The organism is Kitasatospora sp. NPDC057518, from assembly GCF_042802075.1.
Classification (GTDB): Bacteria; Actinomycetota; Actinomycetes; order Streptomycetales; family Streptomycetaceae; genus Kitasatospora.
Genome location: NZ_JBHVEU010000020.1, coordinates 1 through 22,576, shown reverse-complemented (window position 1 = coordinate 22,576; position 22,576 = coordinate 1). Strand labels below are relative to the sequence as shown.

Below are 22,576 nucleotides of genomic sequence, written 5' to 3'. Positions count from 1 at the left end.
GACAACCAGTGCGCTGCGGAGTCGTACGCCGGCCAGTACGGCGGCCGGCTCCGCAGCGCGCTGTCAGCAGTCGTGCTCGCAGCCGCTGTTGACAGCTCAGTGACGATGGACATCGGGAGGTGGCGTACGCCATGAGTGGCAAGGACTTTGTCGAGAAGGACTACTACAAGGTCCTCGGCGTGCCCAAGGACGCCACCGCCACCGAGATCAAGAAGACCTACCGCAAGCTCGCGCGCGAGTTCCACCCCGACGCCAACAAGGGTGACGCCAAGGCCGAGGAGCGGTTCAAGGACATCTCCGAGGCGTACGACGTCCTCTCCGACGAGAAGCGCCGCAAGGAGTACGACGAGGCCCGCAGCCTCTTCGCCAACGGCGGCTTCCGGGCCGGCGGCGGCCCCGGCGGCACCGGCAGCTACAGCTTCGACTTCGGCGACCTCTTCAGCGGCAGCCAGGGCGGCGCCGGCAGCGGGGGCGGCATCGGCGACGTCTTCGGCGGCCTCTTCAACCGCGGCGGCACCCGGCAGGCCCAGCCCCGGCGCGGCGCCGACGTCGAGACCGAGGTGACGCTCTCCTTCGAGGAGGCGGTGGACGGCGCGACCGTCCCGCTGCGGATGACCAGCCAGGCCCCCTGCCGCAGCTGCAACGGCACCGGCGCCAAGACCGGCACCACCCCGCGGGTCTGCCCGACCTGCGTCGGCGCGGGCACCGTCAGCCGCGGCCAGGGCGCCTTCGCGCTCTCCGAGCCGTGCAAGGACTGCCGCGGCCGAGGCATGATCGTCGACGACCCGTGCACCGACTGCCACGGCAGCGGCCGGGCCAGCTCGGCCCGCACCATGCAGGTCCGCATCCCGGCCGGCGTCCAGGCCGACCAGCGCATCCGGCTCAAGGGCAAGGGCGCACAGGGCGAGCGCGGCGGACAGCCCGGCGACCTCTACGTCACCGTGCACGTCGACCCCCACCCCGTCTTCGGCCGCAAGGGCGACAACCTCACCGTCACCGTGCCGGTCACCTTCCCCGAGGCCACGCTCGGCGCCACCATCGAGGTGCCCACGCTGAACGGCCCCGCCGTGAAGCTCAAGCTGCCCCCGGGCAGCGCCAACGGCCTCACCATGCGCGCCCGCGGCAAGGGCGCCACCCGCAAGGACGGCACCCGCGGCGACCTCCTCGTCACCGTCGAGGTCGTGGTGCCGCAGCACGTCACCGGCGACGCGCTGAACGCCCTCGAGCAGTACCGCGAGGCCACCGCCTCCGACGATCCGCGCGCCGCCCTCTTCCGGGCGGCGAAGGGAGCGTGACGACCAGATGTCCCCGATGAACCCGATCGACCCCGACACCCCGATCGGCCCCGGCCTCGGCGAAGGCCTGCCCGGCGCCGGCCCCCGCCGCACCCGCCGCGCCGCCGCGTCCCCGCCGCCGTACGTCCTCACCGAGGACACCCCGGTGTACGTCATCTCCGTGGCCGCCGAACTGTCCGGCCTGCACCCGCAGACCCTGCGCCAGTACGACCGCCTCGGCCTGGTCTGCCCCGACCGCACCGCCGGCCGCGGCCGCCGCTACTCCGCACGCGACATCCAGCAGCTGCGCGAGGTCCAGCGGCTCTCCCAGGACGAGGGCATCAACCTGGCGGGCATCAAGCGGATCATCGAGCTGGAGAACCAGGTCACCGCCCTCCAGTCCCGCGTCACGGAACTGGTCGACTCCCTGGAAGGCGCCGCCACCGCCCTCCAGCAGCGCGAGGCCGCCGTCCACGCCTCCTACCGCCGCGACCTCGTCCCGTACCAGCCCCCCACCCCGCAGTCCAGCGCCCTCGTCGTCTGGCGCCCCAAGCGCTGACCGGGCACCCACCGGCCGCCGGCCCCTCCTCTCGGGGGGTGCCGGCGGCTGCCGTGTGGTGAGAGAGTGCAGTCACATTTCGTCTTCATCGGACTCATCAGGTCTGGCATGCTGAAACGTGACTCAGCGGCGGCGCTGATGGGACACAGGCGTCACGGTAACGGCAAGGAGCCGCAGATGAGTGAACGAGAGCAGCCCGTTGCCGCTGGCTCACCCGTCCTGTCGGCCGAGGCCCGAGAGCTATATCTGGCCGTCATCCGAGGAGACGGTCATCTGCCGTCAGGATCCGATCCCGGGCGGGCCGATGCCGCTCGGGACGAGTTGGTCGGAATTGGCCTCCTCGTACCCGACACCGACGATCCGAGCGATTTCATAGCGGCCGATCCCACCCAGCTCTCGACAAGCCTCAGCCATTCGTGGCAACGCCAAGCACTGGATCTCCTCTCGCGGGCCGTTTCACTCCCGTCCGAACTCCAGGAACTCGCACAGGAATTCCACGCCCCGAAACAGCAGGGAGGGTCGATCGAATATGTGCGAGGGAAGGCCCTAATTCATCAGCGAGTACAGCAGTACAGGGTTTCCATGGAGGAAGCCCTGGCGCTCCAGCCTGGCGGCCCTCGGCCGCCGGACGTTCTCTCGGTCATGGTCGAGCAGGACCTGAACACCCTCCGCAGTGGCACGACGATGCGGACGATTTACCACGCCAGCACCCGGTACCATCAGCCGACCAGGGATTACGTGGCCACACTCGCACGTGCTGGTGGGCAGTACCGGACTCTCGACGAGCCCTACACGCGACTGATAGTGATGGATCGGCGCGTGGCCGTGATCCCGATCGCCGATGACATGAGCCTCGCGGCCTTCATCTACGACCCCGCAGTCGTCAGCTATCTCGTCGAAGAGGTATTCGAGCGCTGCTGGAGCCGCGCGCTGGAATTCGAGGGCGACCGCACAGTGCCACAACAGGTGGTGTCCCGCCTGCGCCAGACGATTATTGACCAGATGCTAGAGGGCACCAATCACCGGGTCATCGCACGACGCCTGGGAATCAGCGAGCGAACGCTGGCCAGACATATAGCCGAGATGCGGGACGACTACAAGGTCGACTCACTGTTCCAGCTCGGATACGTTCTCGGCCGCAAGGCACAGGGGCCGATCGACTGAATCACCGCCCACTACGGACAGACCGGAGAATGTTCCGGGATTCCGGCATGGCCGGGGCGAACAGGGCCGCACTCAGGTCCAGGCGATGTCGTCGGCAAGGGTCACAGCAGCTTCCGTAGCGCCTGTCCCATGAGAATCGACAGCGTCCGCGAGGCAGCCAACGCCAACCACAGCAGCCGCGACGGCCAACGAAAGCACAACCTTGCGGACAAATCGGCGCATGGTAGGCACGCCCCCACTCTCTCCCTCGGGAATCGCCACTGGAAGTTTCAAGCCAGGATAACGGCTCACATAGTGCCGCACGATAGAGAAGCTGTCACCTGGCCTGCCGCAGAGTGTGCGTCATCTCCCTGCCAGGCGTCCAGATGACACAGGCCAACCCTGGACGCGACGCCGCCCGGCGATGGACGATCAGTTCGCTCCCAATGGTCCGGCAAGACACCACATCTTGCCAATGTACCGTCAAATGCTAAGTCGTTCACCAGCGGCATCACCACACAGAGCAGCCCACAGCCAACGCGTCGCCGACTCTCACTCCCCCGGTCGGCCTTTCCCCGGAGTCGACATGACCGAGCCCTACCTGCGTCACCACGACAGCCAGGCCCCTGAGGGTCGGCGTGCACGTGTGTTCCTGGCCGCCCCGCTGATGCGACTGACCGGGCCGGCCGACAGCGTGGTGACCCTCGCCAGCCGGACGCGGCTGACGACGCTCCGCACCACCCTCCTCCGCAGCGGTGCCGCCGTGTACAGCGCGCACCACAGCGACGCCTGGACCATCTCCGGCCGCGCGCCGGAGCCCCGCGTCCCCTCCGACTTCCGCGCCCTCCAGTCCGCGGACCTCGTGTTCGCCTACGTCGGCGCCCCGCTCTCGGCCGGCGTGAGCCTGGAGCTCGGCTGGGCGTCCGCGCTGCGCAAGCCGATCGTCCTCCTGGTCGACGAGGCCATCACCCACAACCCGCTGATCGCCACCATCGAGCAGGTCGCCCCCGTCCTCCCGCTGGTCTTCGACGACACCTGGTCGCAGGAGGCCCTCAACCACACGGTCGAGACCGCGCTCGACTGGGCCGGCATGGCGCTCTCCCTGCGCGAGGGCTTCTGGACCGCCCCCGGCGAGCAGTTCAACGTCCCCCGGCAGCAGCCCGCCGTCCCCGGCTACTGGCCGACCGGCGCCGCCACCGGCTGAGCAGCGGCTACCCACCGGGCTCCCCCGCCCGGGCTCCCCGCATCTGCCAGCCCAACTGGAACAGCGTCTCCGCGTCGTACAGCTCACGCAGCCGGGCGATGTGACCGGCGACGGTGCGTTCGCTCAGCCCCAACCGGCTGGCGATCGCCCGCTGCGTGAGGCCGCGGGCGAGCAGCCGCGCGACCTGCTCGTGGGCGGCCGGCGCCACCGAACCGGCGGCCAGTGCGGCCCAGTCCACGACATCGGCCTGCTGCCAACGCTGCTCGAAGACGTCGACCACGTACGCGACCACCGCGGGATCCTCCACCACGGCGGCGACCTTGTTGTCAGGGGTCGCCGGGATCACGGCGACGGTGCGGTCGAAGATGAGCGTCCGGCTGAAGGCGGCGTCGAGGACGCGGATCCGCGAGCCGATCCTCGTGGACTCCGCCGCGAACTCGACCTGGTCCCCGTCCAGTCGGGCCTGCGGTTGGTAGATCGTACGCACCGAGCCACCGCGCTCGATGTAGCGGAGCGTATGGGCCAGACCGTCCCCCCGCTGCGCGGGCGGCTGGAACCTGCCCGGCTGGGCGGTCAGGCATTCGTGCGGATAGTCCTTGATGAGCCGGGCGACCAGGTGCCGGATCTCCACCATGCCCGCCACCCTCCGCACCCCGCCCGCCGGTTCCGTCCGACGTGGTGCCGCGTCGTAGGCCTGGGTGAGGTCCTCCAGCAGATCCGGAATGAGAGCGGCCTTGGCGAGCAGGCGGGAACTCTCCTCCCGCAGTTCGGTACCCAGGCGTTCGCCCACGGCCCGGGGGTTGATCGAGGTGTAGAAGCCGTCCGTGGCATGGAGGAGCAGGAGTCCCAGGTCGGCGAGTTGTCTGACCGTCGGCTCGTCCTCGGGACGGATGTCGGCGACGTGGAGGCGGCCGCCGTCTCGGAGGATCTCCCGGTAGAGCTCCCGGGCGGCGGCGTCCGGCAGGTCGGCGTCAGACATCGCGAGCCCCCCGCATCTGCCAGCCCAGTTGGAACAGCGTCTCGGCGTCGTACTGATCCCGCAGCCGGGCGATGTGGGCCGCGACCGTCCGCTCGCCCAGGCCCAGGCGGGTGGCGATCGCCCGCTGGGTGAGGCCGCGGGCGAGCAGCCGGCCGACCTGCTCGGGCACGGACGGCTCGCTGGAACCGGATGCCAGGGAGGCCCAGTTGACGCCCTCGGCGTCCTGCCAGTGCAGTTCGAAGGTCCGCACCAGGAAGTCGACCACGGCCGGGTCGTCGATGACGGCCGCGCTGGTTACCCCCGGTGCGGCGGCGACCACGGCCACGGTGCGGTCGAAGATCAGCATCTTGGGGAACGAGAACGCCGCGACCCTGATGTGGCAGCCGATCCCGGTCAGCCGGGCAGCCAGTCGGACGGTCGAGGCGTCGAGACGGGCCGCGGACTGGTAGAGGGTGCGGATCGAACCGCCCGTCTCCAGGAAGCGGCGGGCGTGGTTCACGGTGTCGTCGGCGGCGTCCACCGGCCGGGCGCCGCCGGGGTGGGCGCAGAGTGCCTCGTGGCGGAGCTCCTCGGAGAGTTGGGAGACCTGGTGCCGGATGTTCTCCATGCCCTCGACGACCCGGGTGCTCCCGGAGCGGTCGCGGCGGCGGGACGCCGCGTCATAGGCGACGGTGAGGTCGCCGAACACGTCCGGGAGTTCTTCGGCCCGTGTCAGCAGACGCGTGCCGGCCGCCCGCAGGTCGGCGCCGATCCGGGCCGTGACCGAGCGCGGGTCCACCGCGCTGAGCGAGCCGTCCAGGACGTACGGCTTCAGCAGCCCCAGGTCCATCAGGGTCTGGACGGTCTGCGCGTCCTCCTCCGCCACGTCCGCGATCCGGATCCGGCCGCCATCGCGCAGGATGGCCAGGTAGAGGGCGCGGGCGGTGTCGTCGGGCAGGGCGAATCCGGTGTCGGTCACAGCCGCTCCCCCCGCATCTGCCAGCCCAGCTGGAACAGTGTCTCGGCGTCGTACTGCTCCCGCAGCCGGGCGATGTGGCCGGCCACGGTCCGTTCGCCCAGGCCCAGGCGGGTGGCGATCGCGCGCTGGGTGAGGCCCTGGGCGAGCAGTCGGGCGATCTGCTGATGGCTGGGCGAGTCGGCGGAACCGGCTGCCAGCGCTGCCCAGTTGACTCCCTCGGCGCGCTGCCAGAGCTGCTCGAAGGTGTCCACCACGAAGGACACCATCGCCGGGTCGTCGACCACGGCGGCGCTGGTGTGATCGGGAGCGGCCGGGATGACGGCCACGGTGCGGTCGAAGACCAGGAAGCGTGTGAACGGGACGGCGAGGATCCGGGTGGTGCAGCCGAGCAGGGCGACCTCGGCGGCGAAGCGGACGGTCGGCGGGTCCAGTCTGGCCGAGGCCTCGTAGAGCGAGCGCACGGTGCCACCGCGCTCGTGGACGCGGCGGGCGCGGTCGAGGGAGTCGGGTAGCAGTTCGGCGGGACGGGGGCCGCCGGGCTGGGCGGTCATCGTCTCGTCGGGGAACTCCTGGGCCAGCAGTTCCAGTTCGTGCCGGATGTCCTCCTTCGCCGTGAGGTAGCGGACCCCGGCCGTGCCGCTCCGCCGTTTCGGGGTCGCGTCGTAGGCGCGGGTCAGTTCGCCCATCAGCTCGGGCAGTTGCTCGGCCTCCACGAGCAGGCGGGCGCTCTGTCGGCGGATCTCGGTGCCGATCCGCTCCGTGGCCGCCCGCGGGTCGACCGCGCTGTACGCCGCGTCCTGCAACTGCGGCACCAGCAGCCCGAGTTCCACCAGCCGTCGGAGCGCAGGACCGTCCTCCGCGCCGACCTCGGCCGACCGGACCCGGCCGCCTTCGCGCAGGACGGCGAGGTAGAGGGCGCGGGCGGCGGCGTCCGGGAGGGCGGCGGAGAGCGGGGTGGCGGGGGTGTCAGTCATGGTGTTCTCCGCGGAGCTGCCAGCCGAGGTGGAAGAGGCTGTGGGCGCCGTAGCGGTCGCGCAGCCGGGAGATGTGGGCGGCGACGGTGCGTTCGCTCACGCCGAGCCGGGTGGCGACGGCCCGTTGGGTGAGGCCGCGGGCGAGCAGTCGGCCGATCCGGACGGTGGTGACGGACGGCGGGTCGAGGTGGCGGTCGGCGGGGGTGGCGCGGGCCCAGTCGCGCTCGAACTGGGCGACCAGGTAGGCGACGGTGGTGGGGTCGGTGAGGAAGGCGGCCCGGTTGCGGTCCTCGTCGGCGGGGATGACGGCCACCGCGCGGTCGAAGACCAGTACCCGCTCGTACGGTTCGGCGAGGACGCGGACCTGGGCGCCGTGCCCGGTGCGCAGCGCGACCTGGCTCCGTGCGGCGGGGTCGGCCAGGGTGACCGGCTGGTAGACGGTGCGCAGCGAGCAGCCGCGGCGGAGCAGCGAGAGGTCCTGGGCGAGGGCCATCCGGAGGGCTTCGAGGGGACGCGGTCCGGGCTGGGCGGCGAGGACCTCCTCCCGGCATTCCGAGACGAGTTCGCCGACCCGCCGGCGGACCTCGGCGGCGTCGTCGACGGTGCCGGCCGCGGGATCGCCGGTACCGGGATCGCCGGCACCGGAGTGGACAGCCGGGAGGTCGACGCCCGGGTGGCGGGCGGCGTCGTAGGCGCGGGCCAGCGGCCCGAGGGTGCCCGGGAGGCGCTCGGCGTGCCGTAGCAGGCGGAGGGCGCGGGTGCGCAGTTCGAGGCCGATCCGGTCGCCGAGGGCGCGCGGGCTGGCGGCGGTCCAGCCGGTGGCGGTGGGGGTGAGCAGGCCGCGGGCGACGAGGGCGGCCAGGGTGGGGCGGTCGGCGGGGGCGAGGTCCTCGGGGCGCAGTCGGCCGCCGCCCCGGACGGCGGTGAGGTAGAGCGCCCGCTCGGCCGGGCCCGGCTCATCGGTCATCGCGGGAGCCTCGCATCAGCCAGCCGAGTTGGAAGAGGGTCTGGGCGCCGTAGCGGTCGCGCAGCCGGGAGATGTGGGCGGCGACGGTGCGTTCGCTCAGGCCCAGCCGGGTGGCGACGGCTCGCTGGGTGAGGCCGCGGGCGAGCAGCCGGCCGACCCGGTCGGGGATGGTGCGGGCGGGTGCCTGGCCGGGGGCGGCGGCGCCGGCGGTGTCGGCGCGGGCCCAGTCGCGTTCGAAGGTGCCGACCAGGTAGGTGATGGTGGCCGGGTCGGTGATGAAGGCGGCGGTGCTGTTGTCGTCGTTGGCGGAGATCACGGCGACGGTCCGGTCGAAGACGATCAGCCGCTGGAAGGGCTCGTCGAGCACCCGGATGAGCGAGCCGTGCCGGGTGACCTCCTCGGCGTAGGCGAGGGCGGGCGGGTCGGCGAGGGCGACCGGCTGGTAGATGGTGCGCAGCGAGCAGCCGCGCCGGAGCAGTTGGACGTCCTGGAGGAGGGCGACCTGGAGGGTGTCGGCGGGCCGGTGGCCGGGTTGCGCGGTGAGGACCTCGGAGCGGCAGTCGGAGACCAGTTGGGAGATCCGCTGGCGGATGTGGACGTGCCCCTCGACGTGGACGGCGCCGCCGGCCCGGTCGGTCGGCCGGGGCATCGCGTCGTAGGCCCGGGTGAGGCCGTCGAGGGCGCCCGGGAGGTTCTCCGCGCGGACCAGCAGCCGGGTGGCCTCGCTGCGCAGTTCGGCGCCGAGGCGGTCGCTGACCGAGCGCGGGCTGACGGCGGTGTAGCAGCGGTCCATCCGGTTGACCATCAACAGGCCGATGTCGATGAGCTGTTGGAGCGCGCCCCGGTCGGCGTCCGCGACCTCGCCGGTGGGGACGCGGCCGCCCTCGGCGATGATGGCCAGGTAGAGCTGCCGGGCGGCCTCGTCGGGCTCCTCGCCCACCGGTCCCTGCTGCGGTGTGACCGCCGGTTCCGCCGTCACGTCGCACTCTCCCTGCCGGACGCCTCTCCCCTGGTGCTGCCCCTGTTCCTCGCCGCGCGGGCCGCGGCACCGGTGGGCCGGGCGGGCTCACGGTGCCGGTGGGCGGTACGGCGTGATCATGGATCAGGCGGTCACGGTACCGGGTGGGACGGCGGACCCCCGGGCCCGGGTGCCGTCGCACGCCGGGTCGTCCGGGGGCCGCCATCGGTACGCCAATGCCAAGGCGCTCCCGTCGAGGCGGAGCAGCAACGCCTCGACGGGTCCGGCCGGGAGGCCATCACCACACATGGTCCCGGCCGGCGCCCTTCCCCCCCGTTCCACCGGTGCGGGTTGTCGCACCTGCGGTCAGTTTCGAAGAGCGAGTCGCCACCATCAGGCTGCGGTTGCCTGGACGACTTGGCGTGCCTCCACCCTCACAGCGTGACGGCCGGTGAACAAGTGCCGCCCGAGTGCATGTTCGCGCAATTGCAGCTATCTGCATCCGGGGGCGGCCGCGGGCGGTTCGGGCGGTGGGGCGGATTCCGGTGGGAACCCGGGCCTGGAAGGGGAGTCGGCGCCGACCGGCACTTCCGCCGGGCGGCTGTGCGCGGTCGTCCCGGCCGTGCACGTTCCTGCATCGGCGGCGTGCTCCTGAGCCGTACCGTCCGGCGCGGGGACGGGCCCCGCACCACGCGGACGGCCGCCCCGGGCGACGGGCCCCTCAGCGGGCCAGCAGCCGCCCCCGCGCGAGCCCGGCCGCGGTGCCGCCCGCGGCGAGCACCCAGGCGGACGCCAGCAGCAGGTAGAGGCCGACGGCCAGCGCGCTGAAGCCCGCGAAGCCGGTGTGCCGGGCGAGCGCGGAGGCGCCGGTGACGCAGGTGCCGACCGGGAAGGTGTACGCCCACCAGGTCATCGCGAACGGCATCCCGGCCCGCCGGGCCCGCAGGTTGGCGGCGAGCGCGACGGCCAGCCAGAGCATCGCGACGCCGATCACCGCCACGCCGTACAGCTCGGCGAGGTCGGTCATGGCGGGGGCCAGCGCGGGCAGTACCGGGCGGGCGGCGTCGGCGAGCTGGTGGACCGCGGTGACGGACTGGCCGAGCGGGCCGAGCACCAGGAACAGCGTGGGGGTGAGCGCCAGGGCGGGCAGCCTGCTGTGGAACAGCCCGGTGAACACCACCGGCAGCAGCACCAGGGTGGCCAGCAGGCCGACGCCGAACAGCGCCCAGCAGCCGTACAGCATGGCCTGCTGGGCCGTTCCGGCCGGCAGGTGCGGGACGAGCGCCGGGCCGCAGGCGGAGGCGACCAGCGGGGCGACCACCGGCAGCAGCCAGGTCGGGTTGGCCTCCAGGGCGGAGACCCGGTGCCGGGTGATCATCAGGTACGGGATGCCGCCGGCCACGGCCAGCGCGTACACGGTGCCGAGGCTCCACAGCACCGCGTCCAGGGCGACCGCCGGGCCGGTGCCGATGACCCGGGAGCCGAGCAGCATGGTGCCCAGTCCGACCGAGAGCAGCGCCATCGGCGGGCAGCCGTAGAAGACCGCGGTCGCCGGGTTGTCCAGCAGCTGGGCGCGGGCCGCCTCGCGGTGCCGGGTGAGGTGGACCAGCCGGGCCCCGGCCAGCACCAGCAGGGCGGCCAGCGCGAGCGCCCACAGCACCTCGCCGAAGCCGGTCAGCCCGGGCGGCCGCACCGGCAGGACGGCGGCGCCGTTCGCCAGGATCGCGGTGCCCATCACGGCGGCGTACCAGTTGGGGCCGAGCTGGGCGAGGTCGGGCCGGCGGCGGGCGGCGGGGCGGGCGAGGGGTCGGATACCGGCCAGAGTGGACATGCTCCCACCGTCGCCCGGAGGGCCCGGCGGCCGGTAGCGCCGGGGCTTCTATGGGGGCATAGCCTGGATCTATGCCCCTCTCCTCGCACGTCCCCGAACTCGGCGCCCTGGAACTGCTGCTCGCGGTGGCCCGGCTGGGCAGCGTCGGACGGGCGGCGGCCGAGCTGGGCGTCAGCCAGCCGACCGCCAGCGCCCGGATCAAGGGCATGGAGCGGCAGATCGGCGTCGCGCTGCTGGACCGCTCGCCCCGGGGCAGCCGGCCGACCGAGGCGGGCCGGCTGGTGGTCGAGTGGGCCCGGCAGGTGGTGGAGGCGGCGCAGGCGCTGGACGCCGGGATCGACGCGCTGCGCGAGCGGCGGGACGCCAAGCTGCGGGTGGTGGCCAGCCTGACCGTCGCCGAGTACCTGATGCCCGGCTGGCTGCTGGGCCTGTCCGAGGCCAGCCCGGGCACCGCGGTGACGCTGCGGACGGCGAACTCGGCGGAGGTCGCCGGGCACGTCCTGGCCGGGGACGCCGACCTCGGCTTCGTCGAGGGCCCGTCCACCCCGCCCGGGCTGGCCGGCGCGGTGGTGGCGGCGGACCGGCTGGTGGTCGTGGTGGCGCCCGGCCACCCGTGGGCGCGCCGCCGCGTCCCGCTGACCGGGGCCGAGCTGGCGGCCGTCCCGCTGGTGCTGCGCGAGCCCGGCTCGGGCACCCGGGAGGTACTGGAGGCGGCCCTGAAGCCGTACGGGGGCGCGGTGCGGCCCCGGATGGAGCTGGCCTCGTCGACCGCGCTGAAGGCGGCGGCGATGACCGGGGCGGGGCCGGTCTGCCTGAGCGAGCTGGCCGTGGTGGAGGAACTGGCCACCCGGCGGCTGGTCGAGGTGCCGCTGGTGGAGGAACTGGACCTGCGGCGGCCGCTGCGCGCGGTCTGGCCGGCCGGGCAGCGGCCGAGCGGGCCGGCCCGGGAGCTGCTGGGGCTGACCCGGCGGCCCGTCGGGCGTCCGGCGGCGCGCCGGCTTCCCCCGGCCTGAAGAAGCCCTGTCCGGGAAGGGTTGAGCGGAATAGACTCAACTTAGTGCATGCTGTACGTAGCAGTAGTGAAGGACGACCAGGGAGGACCCCCCAGCAGTGGACGCCAGCAAGTTCACCACCAAGACGCAGGACGCCCTGTCCGCCGCGATCCGGCAGGCGGGCACGGCCGGCAACCCGGACGTCAGGCCGGTGCACATCCTGATCGCCCTGCTGGAGCAGCCCGAGGGCATCGCCCGGCCCCTGCTGGAGGCGGTCGGCGCCGACGTCGCCCGGGTCGACGCCGAGGCCCGCCGCCAGGCGGCCGCGCTGCCCAGCGCGATGGGCTCGACGGTCTCCGCGCCGCAGCTCGCCCGGGACACCATCGCGGTGCTCACCGAGGCCGGCAAGCGCGCGAGCGACCTCGACGACCAGTACGTCTCCACCGAGCACCTGATGGTCGGCCTGGCCGCCGAGGGCGGGCAGGTGGCCGAGCTGCTGGTGCAGCAGGGCGCCACGCCGAAGGCGCTGCTCGCCGCGTTCAAGGACGTCCGGGGCAGCGGCCGGGTCACCTCTCCGGACCCGGAGGGCACCTACAAGGCGCTGGAGAAGTACGGCACCGACCTCACCCAGGCCGCCCGGGACGGCAAGCTCGACCCGGTGATCGGCCGCGACCACGAGATCCGCCGGGTGGTCCAGGTGCTCTCCCGCCGGACCAAGAACAACCCGGTGCTGATCGGCGAGCCCGGCGTCGGCAAGACCGCCGTGGTCGAGGGCCTGGCCCAGCGCATCGTGGCCGGCGACGTGCCGGAGTCGCTGCGCGGCAAGCGGCTGGTCTCGCTGGACCTCAGCGCGATGGTCGCGGGCGCCAAGTTCCGCGGCGAGTTCGAGGAGCGGCTGAAGGCCGTCCTGAACGACATCAAGGCCTCCGACGGCCAGGTCGTCACCTTCATCGACGAGCTGCACACCATGGTCGGCGCGGGCGCCGGCGGGGACTCCGCGATGGACGCGGGCAACATGCTCAAGCCGATGCTGGCCCGCGGCGAGCTGCGGATGGTCGGCGCCACCACACTGGACGAGTACCGCGAGCGGATCGAGAAGGACCCGGCCCTGGAGCGCCGCTTCCAGCAGGTGCTGGTCGGCGAGCCCAGCGTGGAGGACTCGATCGCCATCCTGCGCGGCCTCAAGGGCCGGTACGAGGCGCACCACAAAGTGCAGATCTCGGACGCCGCCCTGGTCGCCGCGGCCACCCTGTCCAACCGCTACATCACCTCCCGCTTCCTGCCCGACAAGGCGATCGACCTGGTCGACGAGGCGGCCTCCCGGCTGCGGATGGAGATCGACTCCTCCCCGGTCGAGATCGACGAACTCCAGCGCTCGGTCGACCGGTTGCGGATGGAGGAGCTGGCCCTGGAGAAGGAGTCGGACCCTGCCTCGGTCGACCGGCTGGCCCGGCTGCGGCGCGACCTCGCCGACCGGAACGAGCAGTTGAGCGTGCTCACGGCCCGCTGGGAGCAGGAGAAGAAGAGCCTCAACCGGGTCGGCGAGCTCAAGGGGCGGCTGGACGACCTGCACGGCGCGCTCGAACGCGCCCAGCGCGACGGGGACTTCGAGCGGGCGTCCAAGCTGATGTACGCCGAGATCCCGGCCGCCGAGAAGGAGCTCGCCGACGCCCAGGAGCGGGCCGCCGACCAGGACGCCTCCGCCTCGATGGTCAAGGAGGAGGTCGGCCCGGACGACGTGGCCGACGTGGTCGCCTCCTGGACGGGCATCCCGGCCGGCCGGCTGCTGGAGGGCGAGAGCGCCAAACTCCTGCGCATGGAGGAGGAGTTGGGCCGCCGCCTGATCGGCCAGAAGGAGGCCGTGCAGGCCGTCTCGGACGCGGTGCGGCGCACCCGCTCCGGCATCGCCGACCCGGACCGCCCGACCGGCTCCTTCCTCTTCCTCGGCCCGACCGGCGTCGGCAAGACCGAACTCGCCAAGGCCCTGGCCGACTTCCTGTTCGACGACGCCCGGGCCATGGTCCGGATCGACATGAGCGAGTACGGCGAGAAGCACTCGGTCTCCCGCCTGGTCGGCGCCCCGCCCGGGTACGTCGGCTACGAGGAGGGCGGCCAGCTCACCGAGGCGGTCCGCCGCCGCCCGTACAGCGTGGTGCTGCTGGACGAGGTGGAGAAGGCGCACCCGGAGGTCTTCGACGTCCTGCTCCAGGTGCTGGACGACGGGCGGCTCACCGACGGCCAGGGCCGCACGGTGGACTTCCGCAACGCCATCCTGATCCTCACCTCCAACCTGGGCTCGCAGTACCTCGTCGACCCGGCCACCCCGGAGGCCGAGAAGCGGGAGCTGGTGCTGGGCACCGTCCGGTCCGCGTTCAAGCCGGAGTTCCTCAACCGGCTGGACGACATCGTGGTCTTCGAGCCGCTGGGCACCGGCGAGCTGAGCCGGATCGTCGACCTCCAGGTGGCCCTCCTGGGCGAGCGGCTGCGGGAGCGGCGGCTCACCCTGGACGTCTCCGAGGCCGCCCGCGACTGGCTGGCGCTCACCGGCTACGACCCGGCGTACGGCGCCCGCCCGCTGCGCCGGCTGGTGCAGTCCGCGATCGGCGACCAGCTGGCCCGGGCGATCCTGTCCGGCGCGGTGCACGACGGGGACACCGTCGTGGTCGAGCGGGACGAGGAGGGCGACCGCCTCACCGTCCGCGGCCGGGGGCCGCTGGAGAAGTAGCACCGCCGGGCGTCCGGCGCACGGGCCGTTCCCTCCGCTCCGGCGGCGGGGGACGGCCCGTTCCGCGTCCCCGGCCCGGTTCGCGCCCCCGGCCCGTCTCGCGCCCCGGGCCGGACGCCGTCACTCCGCCGCATGCCGCAGCAGCCGCCGCGTCCGGTCCCGCCGGCTGCGCGCCAGCCGGTGCAGTTCGGCCACCTGGGCGTCCGGCAGGTTCCAGGTCTGGGTCAGCAGCCGCAGCGTGGACACCCGCGGGCAGGACACCTCCCGTTCCAGGTCCCGGATCGACCGCACGCTCAGCCCGGTCGCCTCGCCCAGCTGCTCCTGCGTCATCCCCCGGTCCAGCCGGATGCTCCGCAGCAGCGCCCCGAGCGATGCGCCGTCCCCCGTCGCCGCTCCACCCACTCCTGTTCCCCCCTCAATTCCGGACAGTCCGCCTCAGGACAGCTCAACTCACCCGGCTGGGCCGGGATTTGACCGAAGCGATTTCCGTCGCACGCTAACCGCATCCGGCCCGCACGGCAGCCGAACCGGCGCGCCGGGCGCGTGACGTGGCTCACGCGCGCTCTCCGGACGGCCTCCACCCCGCCCCGCGCACCCTCCGTGACCGACGCCCGCTCCACCCCTGCCGGAACCGCCGGGGAACACCCGGGGGAAGCCCGGGAAGAACCCGGGAAGGACGCCCGGAACGACACCGCGAAGAACGCCGCGAAGAACGCCGGACGAAGATCGACTCGCCCCTCGGCTGCCCCTGTGAGCGGAGCCCCGAATGAGGCAGGATGGGAGGTGGAAAGGGCGGCCTCTCATTGCCGGCCACCACGTGCACTGAGGAATGAGGACCCCCATGAGCATCGACCCGTCGTCCATCCCGTCCTTCGGCGTCCCCCAGGGCGGCCAGCCCGGCGGCCAGGGCGGGCGGCCGGCCGGCCCGCCGCCGATCATCGTCCCGGACCAGGGCCTGGTCACCCAGCTGCTGGACCAGATGCAGCTCAAGCACGTCGTGGACGAGGAGGGCGACCTCACCGCCCCCTGGGAGGGCTTCCGCGTCTACTACATGTTCCGCGGCGAGCAGAAGGAGCTCTTCGCGGTGCGCGCCTTCTACGACCGCGCGTACCCGCTGGAGAAGAAGGGCGAGATCCTCGACCTGATCGACGAGTGGAACCGCGAGACCCTCTGGCCCAAGGTCTACACCCACACCCACGAGGACGGCGTGGTCCGCCTGATCGGCGAGGCCCAGATGATCGTCGGCGCCGGCGTCAACCTGGACTACTTCGTCACCACCACCGCCAACTGGACCCAGGCCGCGGTCGGCTTCGAGCAGTGGATCGTCGAGCGCCTCGGCCTCCAGAACGAGATCGAGGGCGAGGACGGCGAGGGCGCCGAGGGCACCGACGAGGCCTGATCCCTCCCCGGTACCCCCCGCACCGCCCGTTCGGCCCGCCACCCGCCCCCGCGCCGGTGGCGGGCCGTTCTTGTCCCCGGCTCCCGGCTGACCCAGGATGGCCTGACAACGAGCCGTGAGGAGCCACCGATGGGTACCAGGCCACTGCTGAACCGCCGACTGGCCGGGATGGGCACGACGGTCTTCGCCGAGATGTCCGCCCTGGCCACGGCCACCGGTTCGATCAACCTCGGCCAGGGCTTCCCGGACACCGACGGGCCCGAGGAGGTCCGCGAGGCGGCCGTACGGGCCCTGCGCGAGGGCCGCGGCAACCAGTACCCGCCCGGCCCCGGCGTCCCCGAGCTGCGCACCGCGATCGCCGAGCACCAGCAGCGGTTCCACGGCCTCGCGTACGACCCGGACAGCGAGGTGCTGGTCACCGCCGGCGCCACCGAGGCCATCGCCGCCACCTTGCTGGCCCTCCTGGAGCCGGGCGACGAGGTGATCGCCTTCGAGCCGTTCTACGACTCGTACGCCGCCTGCATCGCGATGGCCGGCGCCACCCGGGTGCCGCTCACCCTGCGGGCCCCGTCCTTCCGCCCCGACCTGGACGAGCTGCGCTCGCTGATCACCCCGCGCACCCGGCTGCTGCTGATCAACACCCCGCACAACCCGACCGGCACCGTCCTCACCGCCGAGGAGCTCGCCGCCATCGCCGAACTCGCCGTCGAGCACGACCTGCTGGTCGCCACCGACGAGGTCTACGAGCACCTGGTGTTCGGCGCCGCCCACCACCCGATCGCCGCCCTGCCCGGCATGCGCGGACGCACCGTCAGCATCTCCTCGGCCGGCAAGACCTTCTCCTTCACCGGTTGGAAGGTCGGCTGGGTCACCGCGAGCCCGGACCTGGTGGCGGCCGTGCGCACCGCGAAGCAGTACCTCACCTACGTCAGCGCGGGCCCCTTCCAGTACGCCGTCGCCGAGGCCCTGCGGCTGCCGGACACGTACTTCGACACCCTCCGCGCCGACCTGCTGCGCAAGCGCGACCTGCTGGTCGACGGCCTCACCGCGGCCGGCTTCCGGGCCTTCACGCCCGAGGGCACGTACTTCGTCACCACCGACATCACCCCGCTCGGCGAGAAGGACGGCATCGAGTTCTGCCGTGCCCTGCCCGGCCGTTGCGGCGTCGTCGCCATCCCGAACGCGGTGTTCTACGACGACGTGGAGGCCGGCCGTAGCCTGGTCCGCTTCACTTTCTGCAAAAAGGACGAGGTCCTTCAGGAGGCCGTCGCCCGCCTGCGGCGCCTGTGAGGGGCCGCACGCCCCCTTTCACGCCCTTCTCCGCACCCTTCGAACAGGACTGCCCGCAGCCCGACACCAGTTCTGATGGATCATCAACTTCCTTGATCGGCTTGCTTGTTTGCCGCCACTGAGGCACGCTGGCCGACCCTCCGGGCACTCTCCCGCCGCCCTCCACGCCCCGCGCCTGGAGGGCGGCGGTGCGTGATGCGCCCGAACAGCGCACACCCGGCGCGCACGGCGCGCAATCCGGTGATAGGGGCGCGCGCTGTGCAGACTCGTACACGGGCTCGATCAGAGCCGGGAAGCAGGTGTGCTCGAAACGGTGAATGCTTGACAAAGTTGGGTAAATCACCGGCGGGCCCGACGTATTCGTGCTTCTCTGCTGCTGAATCTCCAGCCGGAATCCTTCCTTCCACGGTCGGCCGCGCCCAGGGCCGCACAGCCACGAACAGCCTCGCCATCGCCTAGGCCTACTCGGTGCTGCTCGGCGGGCGCGCACGGAGCTGAAACGCGGAGCCGAGCATGCTCACCACACTGCAGACCTCCTACACGGACACCCGCGCCGGTGACCTCGCCTGGTGCCTCGGCGGCGACCCGCTGCCCGCTCTCGCCGTCCGCGACCTGAGACTCGACGGAGGCGGCCGCCCGGGCGCGTCCGGCACCCTCCAGCTGCGCCTGCTGGGCGCCTCCCACCAGGTGGTGATCGACGCGGGCCCCGGCCGATGTCTGGAGACCGTCGCCTGCCTGCCCGGCCGCCGCACCCCGCTGCCGGCCCGGGTGGCCAAGCAGGTCGGCGGCTGGGAGTACGAGTTCGCCGCCCGCATCGAGGCGCTGCCGCCGCACGACTTCGCGGCCCGCGCCCAGGAGCTGCTGGCCCTGGTCGAGGGGCACCCCCGGGGCCTCGCCGGAGTCTTCCCGGGCGACCCGAGCGCCTTCACCGCGCTGGTCACCCAGGGCGGCCCGGACCGGCTGCTGTGGCGCACCTGGCACGCCTACCCGCAGGAGGGGCAGCTGGTGTGCACCCGCTCCTCGCTGGTGGTGTCCGGGGCATGACCGCCCCCAAGTCCGGAGCGGAACACCGGTCCGGCCGTAGGCCGCCCAAGCCGGGCCTACGAATCGTACGCAGGAACGATTCGTCAATTCGACGTCGCTCACTGTCCGTCGGATGGGCGCAGCCATCCGTCCCGCACGTCCCCTAGCGTTTGTTCGTGATCAACCATCCGGCCGGTCCGCCCGCACGCCCGCGAGTGGACCTCGACGACGGCACCCCACCCCGGCCCGGGCGAGCCCACGCCCCACTCCTGCCCGCCCGCCGTCGGCCCCGGCTGCGCTCCCGACCACGGTTCGCCCGCCTGACCGTCCTGCTGGCCGCGTTCGTCTGCGCGGCCTGCGGACTCGTCTACGAGCTCGAACTCGTGGCACTCGGCGACTACCTGCTCGGGGACACGGTCACCCAAACCTCCGTCGTGCTCTCCGTCATGGTCTTCGCGATGGGCCTCGGCTCCCTCCTCGCCAAACGGCTCACCAGCCGGCCCGCCACCGCCTTCGCCCTGGTCGAGTGCGCGCTCGCGCTCACCGGCGGACTCTCCGTCCTCGCCCTCTACTCCTGCTGGGCCTGGATCGGCCGCTACCAGGCCGCCATGGTCGGCCTCACCTGCCTGATCGGCATCCTCATCGGCGCCGAGATCCCCCTGCTGATGACCCTCATCCAACGGATCCGGCGCGAGGACGCCGGCCGGGCCGTCGCCGACCTGTTCGCCGCCGACTACGTGGGCGCCCTGATCGGCGGCCTCGCCTTCCCGTTCCTGATCCTGCCCGGCCTCGGGCCCGGCGACGGAGCACTGCTCACCGGCGCCGTCAACGCCGTCGCCGGGGCCGCCGTGGTGCTCTGGCTGTTCCGCGAGGAACCCGCCCCCCGGATACGACGGCTGCTCTGGGGCGGCTGCCTGCTGGTGCTCGCCGTGCTCGCGGCGGCCGCGGCCGGCTCCGACGCCGTCGAACGCGCCGCCCGGCACGCCCTCTACGGCGACCAGGTCCGCTACGCGACCCGCAGCCGGTACCAGGAGATCGTGCTCACCGGCCCCGCCGAAGGCCCGCTCCGGCTCTACCTCGACGGCCGGCTCGCGGTCTGCGGACCCGACGAGTACCGGGGCAGCGAGGGCCTCGTCCACCCCGCCATGGCGGCCGGCCCGGACGCCCGGGTCCTGCTGCTCGGCGGCGGCGACGGACTCGCCCTGCGGGAAGTGCTGCGGCACCGGGGCGTCCGCACCGTCCGGCTGGTCGACGCCGACCCCGCCCTCCCCCGGCTCGCCCGCACCGACCCCGGGCTCGCCACCCTCGGCGGCCGCTCCCTGGACGACCCCCGGGTCCGCACCACCGCCGCCGACCCGATGGCCTGGCTGCGCGGCGCGGGCGCCTCCGGCGGGGACGGACCGTACGACGTGGTGCTCGCCGACCTCCCGGCACCGGCCGACGGCGGACCGGTCAAGTTCCACTCCCAGGAGTTCTACGGCCTCGCCACCCGGCTGCTCTCCCCCGGCGGCCGGATCGCCGTCCGCGCCGGGAGCGACCTGGACGGCCTCTGGCAGATCGAGTCCGGCCTGCGGACGACGGGCCTGCAGACCGCCCCGTACGCCGTCCCGGGCAGCGCCACCGCCGCCTGCCGCCCCGGCCCGCCGGACGGCGCCCAGAACTTCCTCCTCGCCGCCGCCACCCGCCCCCCGCTCACCCTCGCCCCCGACGCCCCGGCCCCCCGCGCCCTCACCCCCGACACCCTCCACGCCACCACCACCCGCCTCACCGCCCTCCGCCCCGCCCACCCCCCGGCCGCCCTCACCCTCCTCGGCCCCCGCTGAGGTCGCCGCTGAGCCGCAGCCCGGCGGCCCTCCTCCGCCACCGTTGAGGCCGACAGCCGGAAGCCCCGCACCCGCACCCACGCCGCCGCTCCCACGGCCCTGCGGAGCCGCCACCGGCCGCACCCGACGCCACGGGAAGAGCGGCCGGGGGAAGGCGGCCCCCGCCGGACACGGCAGGGGCCGCCCGGCATCCGCGAAGCGGGCCGAGGCGGGCGAAGCCCTCCGCTCCCCGGGGTCCGCGCGCAGGCGGAACGGTGATCGACTCGCCGCCCCCATCGCCGCTGCGCGAGAAGTCGATCCAGCCGACTTCTCGCGCAGGGAGGCCCGGAAGAACGGGCTCCTCGACCGGCAAGCCCCCGCACGGGCGGGGCCGCTCGGCAGCCGGGGAGCGGGCCCAGGCAGGAGAAGACCCATGGCCCCGGCCCACCTTGCGGGGGCGGACGGCCGCCGGACGACGGGCGACGGGCGACGGAGCGGGTCCCGTCACGGTGCGGGGCCGGTGGGGAGGGCGGCCCCGGGCCTGGCCGCTGCTGGATGGGCGCGGACCCGATGAGCAGGACCGTGGGCCGCCCCGGGCCTGCGGGGCCAGGGGGGCGAGGCGGGGCCGGAGGGTGCGGGGTCGGTGGGCGGGGCGGCCCAGGCTCGGGGCCGGGACGATGGTGCGACGGCCAAGGGAACGGGTGGGGCGGGGAAAATCTGGTGGTGGTGGGTAGGGACCGGGCGGGGACCAGTCGGTAGGCTCCGTGGCATGGAGCATGAGGTTGTCGTCCCGATGTCCGCCGAGCTGGTGCGGCAGGCCTTGCAGGATCCGGCGCTGCTGGCGCGGAGCGTGCCGGGGCTGAGCACCGAGCCGGCCGCGGTCGGGTCCGGTGCGGCCGAGGAGATCGGCGGCCGGCTGAAGCTGCGGATCGGCGGCTCCACGATCACGTACAAGGGCGTGCTGTCGCTGATCGAGGGCCGGGAGGGCGTGCTGACCGTGCTCGCCGAGGGCGAGGAGGCCCGGGGCAGCGGTGAGGCGACCGCGACCGTCCGGGTCAGCGTCGTGGACGGCGCCGAGGAGGGCACCGCGGCGATCCGCTTCACCGGCGACCTGAGCGCCACCGGCCGGCTGACCGAGTTCGACGAGGAGACCCTCGACGCCACCGGCCGCCGTCTGCTGGACAGGTTCGCCGCCGCGCTGGTCGCCCCGGAGGGCGAGCAGCCGCAGGACCAGGAGGGCTCGGAGGACCTGGAGGAGCAGGAGGACCAGGCCGCGGAGACCTCGACCGGCGCGGGTGTGGTCTTCATCGAGGAGCGCCAGGACCAGCCCGGCGACGACCTGGACGACGACCTCTCCGACCTGATCGCCTTCTCCGACGCCGACGCCGAGCGCTTCGGTCTGCCCACCGGCTCCGCCGACGACGACGAGGACGACGTCGAGGGCGAGGGCGAGGACGCGGACGGCTCCGCCGAGCAGGACGGCGTCGCCGAGGAGCTGCCCGCCGAGCCGCTCTTCGCGTACGAGGACGAGCCGGTGCTCTCCGGCCCGGTGCGCCGCAGCATCGTCGGCCGGTCCGCCGAGGAGGTGGACCACGCCCCGCCGCGCGGCCCGTACGCCCCGGCGCTGCCCGCCCGCAGCGCGCGGGCCCGGGCGGCCTCCCGCTGGGGCGGGGAGGCCGGCGGGATCGTGGTGCCGGGCGCGGGCGGCCGCAACGCGGTGCCGTGGGTGATCGGCGGCTCGGTGGCCCTGCTGGGCGGTGCCGTGGTGCTGGTCAGGGCGCTGCGCCGCCGCTGACCTGGCGCCGGCCGGGCGCGAGCCCGGAGAGCCGCGGGGACTGCCAGGGCCTAGACTGAACGCTCATGAGCAACGACCGCGACGCCCTGCTGGCACAGATCAAGGACAAGGCCGTCGTGCACGGCAAGGTCACCCTCTCCTCCGGCAAGGAGGCCGACTACTACGTCGACCTGCGCCGGATCACGCTGGACGGCGTGGCCGCCCCGCTGGTCGGCCGGGTGATGCTGGACGCGACCTCGCACCTGGAGTACGACGCCGTCGGCGGTCTGACCCTGGGCGCCGACCCGGTGGCCGCCTCGATGCTGCACGCCGCCGCCGCGCGCGGGCAGCAGCTGGACGCCTTCGTGGTCCGCAAGACCGGCAAGGCGCACGGCCTGCAGCGCCGGATCGAGGGCCCGGAGGTCAAGGGCCGCCGGGTGCTGGCCGTCGAGGACACCTCCACCACCGGTGGCTCGGTGCTGACCGCCGTGGAGGCGCTGCGCGAGGCGGGCGCCGAGGTGGTCGGCGTCGCGGTGATCGTGGAGCGCGGCGGCGCGGCCGCCGTCGAGGCCCAGGGCCTGGAGTACGTGACCGCGTACACCCTGGACGACCTGGGTCTCTGACCCCGACCCGCCGGGACGGCAAACGCCGGGACGACGAACGCCGGGACGACGAACGACCGAGGGCCGGTGCTGTTTCACGTGAAACAGCACCGGCCCTCGCC

The 22,576-nt window shown here is 73.5% G+C and carries 19 protein-coding genes; 12 read left to right on the top strand and 7 right to left on the bottom strand.

Features of this window, described 5'->3' with window-relative positions; all coding sequences use genetic code 11:
- Window positions 1-131: 131 nt before the first annotated feature.
- From dnaJ to ACFU7Z_RS03805, 4 genes are all read left to right on the top strand, one after another.
- A complete protein-coding gene (dnaJ, locus tag ACFU7Z_RS03820; protein WP_049650429.1) occupies window positions 132-1,295 on the top strand; it encodes a molecular chaperone DnaJ in 1,164 nt (387 codons plus the stop codon).
- 7 nt (window positions 1,296-1,302) lie between these two features.
- Window positions 1,303-1,833 (top strand): heat shock protein transcriptional repressor HspR, encoded by a 531-nt coding sequence (locus tag ACFU7Z_RS03815; protein ID WP_375875069.1) that lies wholly within the window; start codon window positions 1,303-1,305, stop codon window positions 1,831-1,833.
- A gap of 177 nt (window positions 1,834-2,010) precedes the next feature.
- Window positions 2,011-2,997, top strand: coding sequence for a helix-turn-helix domain-containing protein (locus tag ACFU7Z_RS03810; protein WP_049650421.1), 987 nt, complete (start codon window positions 2,011-2,013; stop codon window positions 2,995-2,997).
- A gap of 565 nt (window positions 2,998-3,562) precedes the next feature.
- Window positions 3,563-4,180 carry a hypothetical protein gene (locus ACFU7Z_RS03805; RefSeq protein ID WP_143204511.1) on the top strand — a complete coding sequence of 206 codons (618 nt, stop codon included), beginning with the start codon at window positions 3,563-3,565 and terminating at the stop codon, window positions 4,178-4,180.
- A 7-nt stretch (window positions 4,181-4,187) separates the two neighbouring features.
- Here ACFU7Z_RS03805 and ACFU7Z_RS03800 read toward each other — a convergent pair whose 3' ends face one another.
- The 6 genes from ACFU7Z_RS03800 to ACFU7Z_RS03775 form a co-directional block, all read right to left on the bottom strand.
- Entirely contained in the window at window positions 4,188-5,159 is a 972-nt protein-coding gene (locus ACFU7Z_RS03800; protein ID WP_380775745.1) for a LuxR C-terminal-related transcriptional regulator, read from the bottom strand.
- Window positions 5,152-6,117 carry a LuxR family transcriptional regulator gene (locus tag ACFU7Z_RS03795; RefSeq protein ID WP_380775744.1) on the bottom strand — a complete coding sequence of 322 codons (966 nt, stop codon included), beginning with the start codon at window positions 6,115-6,117 and terminating at the stop codon, window positions 5,152-5,154. Before ACFU7Z_RS03795 ends, ACFU7Z_RS03800 begins: the two co-directional genes overlap by 8 nt.
- On the bottom strand, window positions 6,114-7,091 hold the full coding sequence (locus ACFU7Z_RS03790; RefSeq protein ID WP_380775742.1) for a helix-turn-helix domain-containing protein: 978 nt from the start codon (window positions 7,089-7,091) through the stop codon (window positions 6,114-6,116). The genes ACFU7Z_RS03795 and ACFU7Z_RS03790 overlap by 4 nt, the downstream gene beginning before the upstream one ends.
- Window positions 7,084-8,058, bottom strand: coding sequence for a LuxR C-terminal-related transcriptional regulator (locus tag ACFU7Z_RS03785; RefSeq protein WP_380775739.1), 975 nt, complete (start codon window positions 8,056-8,058; stop codon window positions 7,084-7,086). Before ACFU7Z_RS03785 ends, ACFU7Z_RS03790 begins: the two co-directional genes overlap by 8 nt.
- Window positions 8,048-9,037, bottom strand: a complete 990-nt coding sequence (locus ACFU7Z_RS03780; RefSeq protein ID WP_375875066.1) for a LuxR C-terminal-related transcriptional regulator — start codon at window positions 9,035-9,037, stop codon at window positions 8,048-8,050. The genes ACFU7Z_RS03785 and ACFU7Z_RS03780 overlap by 11 nt, the downstream gene beginning before the upstream one ends.
- Before the next feature lie 700 nt (window positions 9,038-9,737).
- Window positions 9,738-10,847, bottom strand: a complete 1,110-nt coding sequence (locus ACFU7Z_RS03775) for a TDT family transporter (protein WP_049650415.1) — start codon at window positions 10,845-10,847, stop codon at window positions 9,738-9,740.
- A gap of 71 nt (window positions 10,848-10,918) precedes the next feature.
- Here ACFU7Z_RS03775 and ACFU7Z_RS03770 point away from each other — a divergent pair, with 71 nt between their 5' ends.
- Window positions 10,919-11,860, top strand: a complete 942-nt coding sequence (locus ACFU7Z_RS03770; protein WP_375875064.1) for a LysR family transcriptional regulator — start codon at window positions 10,919-10,921, stop codon at window positions 11,858-11,860.
- Between the two features lie 97 nt (window positions 11,861-11,957).
- A complete protein-coding gene (gene clpB, locus ACFU7Z_RS03765) occupies window positions 11,958-14,564 on the top strand; it encodes an ATP-dependent chaperone ClpB (RefSeq protein ID WP_380775735.1) in 2,607 nt (868 codons plus the stop codon).
- 120 nt (window positions 14,565-14,684) lie between these two features.
- Here the strand turns inward: clpB and ACFU7Z_RS03760 are convergent, their stop codons facing one another.
- Window positions 14,685-14,966: a helix-turn-helix domain-containing protein gene (locus ACFU7Z_RS03760; RefSeq protein ID WP_380775733.1), complete on the bottom strand. Its 282-nt coding sequence runs from the start codon at window positions 14,964-14,966 to the stop codon at window positions 14,685-14,687.
- A gap of 439 nt (window positions 14,967-15,405) precedes the next feature.
- On the opposite strand from ACFU7Z_RS03760, the gene ACFU7Z_RS03755 reads away from it, so the two are divergent.
- The 6 genes from ACFU7Z_RS03755 (at window position 15,406) to pyrE (ending at window position 22,475) form a co-directional block, all read left to right on the top strand.
- Window positions 15,406-15,963 carry a YbjN domain-containing protein gene (locus ACFU7Z_RS03755; protein WP_049650411.1) on the top strand — a complete coding sequence of 186 codons (558 nt, stop codon included), beginning with the start codon at window positions 15,406-15,408 and terminating at the stop codon, window positions 15,961-15,963.
- A gap of 129 nt (window positions 15,964-16,092) precedes the next feature.
- Window positions 16,093-17,253: a pyridoxal phosphate-dependent aminotransferase gene (locus ACFU7Z_RS03750; RefSeq protein ID WP_049650410.1), complete on the top strand. Its 1,161-nt coding sequence runs from the start codon at window positions 16,093-16,095 to the stop codon at window positions 17,251-17,253.
- 513 nt (window positions 17,254-17,766) lie between these two features.
- Window positions 17,767-18,297 carry a DUF2617 family protein gene (locus ACFU7Z_RS03745; protein WP_074001863.1) on the top strand — a complete coding sequence of 177 codons (531 nt, stop codon included), beginning with the start codon at window positions 17,767-17,769 and terminating at the stop codon, window positions 18,295-18,297.
- Window positions 18,298-18,452: 155 nt separating this feature from the next.
- Entirely contained in the window at window positions 18,453-20,099 is a 1,647-nt protein-coding gene (locus ACFU7Z_RS03740; RefSeq protein ID WP_380775731.1) for a polyamine aminopropyltransferase, read from the top strand.
- Between the two features lie 748 nt (window positions 20,100-20,847).
- The gene (locus ACFU7Z_RS03735; RefSeq protein WP_380775728.1) at window positions 20,848-21,873 is read left to right on the top strand and encodes a hypothetical protein; all 1,026 of its coding nucleotides are present in this window, start codon (window positions 20,848-20,850) and stop codon (window positions 21,871-21,873) included.
- A 65-nt stretch (window positions 21,874-21,938) separates the two neighbouring features.
- Window positions 21,939-22,475 (top strand): orotate phosphoribosyltransferase, encoded by a 537-nt coding sequence (gene pyrE, locus ACFU7Z_RS03730; RefSeq protein WP_049659651.1) that lies wholly within the window; start codon window positions 21,939-21,941, stop codon window positions 22,473-22,475.
- Window positions 22,476-22,576 lie beyond the last annotated feature (101 nt).